The following is an 894-nucleotide window of genomic DNA, read 5'->3' on the forward strand; positions in this document are numbered from 1 at the left end:
CGTTTGAGATATTTGCTCTTTAAAAATCTGGATCAAGCTGAAAATTGAAACGACACACTGTTAATGGTGTGTTCGAGTCTCTCAAATTTTCGCAACATGATGATGAATCGAAAGAAACATCTTCGGGTTGTGAGGTTAAGCGACTAAGCGTACACGGTGGATGCCCTGGCAGTCAGAGGCGATGAAGGACGTGCTAATCTGCGAAAAGCGTCGGTAAGGTGATATGAACCGTTATAACCGGCGATGTCCGAATGGGGAAACCCAGTGCAATTCGTTGCACTATCGTTAACTGAATCCATAGGTTAACGAGGCGAACCGGGGGAACTGAAACATCTAAGTACCCCGAGGAAAAGAAATCAACCGAGATTCCCCCAGTAGCGGCGAGCGAACGGGGAGCAGCCCAGAGCCTGAATCAGCATGTGTGGTAGTGGAACGGTCTGGAAAGGCCGGCGATACAGGGTGACAGCCCCGTACACAAAATTGCATGTGTTGTGAGCTCGATGAGTAGGGCGGGACACGTGGTATCCTGTCTGAATATGGGGGGACCATCCTCCAAGGCTAAATACTCCTGACTGACCGATAGTGAACCAGTACCGTGAGGGAAAGGCGAAAAGAACCCCGGCGAGGGGAGTGAAAAAGAACCTGAAACCGTGTACGTACAAGCAGTGGGAGCCTCTTTAATGGGGTGACTGCGTACCTTTTGTATAATGGGTCAGCGACTTATATTCTGTAGCAAGGTTAACCGAATAGGGGAGCCGAAGGGAAACCGAGTCTTAACTGGGCGTTAAGTTGCAGGGTATAGACCCGAAACCCGGTGATCTAGCCATGGGCAGGTTGAAGGTTGGGTAACACTAACTGGAGGACCGAACCGACTAATGTTGAAAAATTAGCGGA

Annotated in this window: 1 rRNA gene (running past one end of the window); it reads left to right on the forward strand. The window is 49.7% G+C overall.

Features of this window, described 5'->3' with window-relative positions:
* Window positions 1-133 precede the first annotated feature (133 nt).
* A 23S ribosomal RNA gene (locus JTI98_RS05155) occupies window positions 134-894 on the forward strand; it runs 4,057 nt beyond the window's last position.

Source organism: Citrobacter sp. MGH 55 (genome assembly GCF_016906145.1).
Classification (GTDB): domain Bacteria; phylum Pseudomonadota; class Gammaproteobacteria; order Enterobacterales; family Enterobacteriaceae; genus Citrobacter_A; species Citrobacter_A amalonaticus.